This window comes from Oleiphilus sp. HI0125 (assembly GCF_001635355.1).
This window is the reverse complement of record NZ_LWGF01000806.1, coordinates 1-1,354: the sequence shown is the minus strand read 5'-3', so window position 1 is coordinate 1,354 and position 1,354 is coordinate 1. Positions and strand designations below refer to the sequence as shown.

Sequence of the window (1,354 nt, the reverse complement as noted above, 5' to 3'; positions counted from 1 at the left end):
TGCTGAGCCGCACCGTGTTTCTGATCTTATTAGCCAACTCGAAGAAGACATGGCTAATGCCGCTGCGGTAAGTGCTATAGAAGAAACCAGCACTGAACTTGATGAGCTAAGCATTAGTGACAGCGAGCTTGATGTTGATATTGAAGAGATTGATCTTGAAGGCGCTGAACTTAATGAAGTTGAAACAAGCGATTTACTAGGTGAAGAGCTTGCGGTCGACGAACTCCCTGAACCTGAAAACACCCTTGCTGAGGATTCCTCTTCAGAAATCCTAGAGCCTCAAGAAGTAAATATCGAAAGCGAAGCGCCTTCTGTAGTATCTAAAGTCTCGGTCTCACAAGCAGCGGCACCTGAACTGTCTGAAGATGCAGTGATTGAAGCAGCTCGCACCGCAGTACGCAGCAGTATCAATAATCGCCTACACGACTTGTTGGCAGGTTTATTTGACGACCAACACGAGCACTTTAAGCATCTTGTTAACGAAACAAGCCAAGAACAAAAAGCTTTACTCGAAAAAGTAATGGCTGAGCATGAGCAAAGCATTAAAGAAAAGACTGATGCAATCAAAGGTGAGATAGCGACGGAAGTCAGCATGTTCATTAGCAATCAGCTGAAAGAACTTAAGTCTGATATCGTCAAACAAATCGATACCCAAGCAGCGCTAGCGCCTGACTTTGACGAACTGAAAGAACAATTGCAGAGCGCACAGCAAATCGACACGGAGTTTTGGCAAAAGATGCAAGCTGACGCGATTCAGCAAGCACATGAGATGTCCCGTCACACAGCTGAAGACATTGCCGAGCAAGCGATCGACACCTTTATCCGACACCATAAAAAAGAAAGTGCCAAATACTATGGTTACGCTGTAGCGGTCAGTATTGGGGTATTTGCAGTCGGTCTAGCAGCGATTAGCGGCTTGATTCCAATGTAATCGCGGATTACTTTTTCAGAGTAAAAAGTAATCTCGGGCCTTTTACTCTGAAACTTCATTCATTTAAAACGACTACTTAGCAACTGCCCAATTCCCAGCATCGTCCTGACACACATCCCGCACCAAGCTCTCTTCTTCTCCGTCCGCCACAATCACCATGCTCAAACTAACGCACTTCCCTTCAGAGCCTTGATAGCGCTTCAAGACATCAACATGACCATAATTTCCGGTGGCGTCATTAGACCACGTTTTCCGACTCAAGCTTTGATCTGACAACAGTACTTTTATAGATTCTGTTACCAAATGCGTATCTTCTTGAGTGATATTTACATCACCTTTAAAACGATCAAACAATCTCTCTTCTGCGCTGGCTAGAAAATCAAACGGCGTAGTAATAATGCCTTTTAAAACCCCTTTCACTGC

General features: G+C 44.5%; 1 protein-coding gene and 1 pseudogene. One reads left to right on the top strand and one right to left on the bottom strand.

Annotation, left to right across the window (positions count from 1 at the left end):
* Window positions 1-931 (top strand): annotated as a pseudogene (locus A3762_RS27585) (hypothetical protein); the annotation flags it as partial.
* 72 nt (window positions 932-1,003) lie between these two features.
* On the opposite strand, the gene A3762_RS27580 reads toward A3762_RS27585, so the two are convergent.
* On the bottom strand, window positions 1,004-1,354 hold a 351-nt coding region (locus tag A3762_RS27580), incomplete at its 5' end, for a hypothetical protein (RefSeq protein ID WP_197469244.1).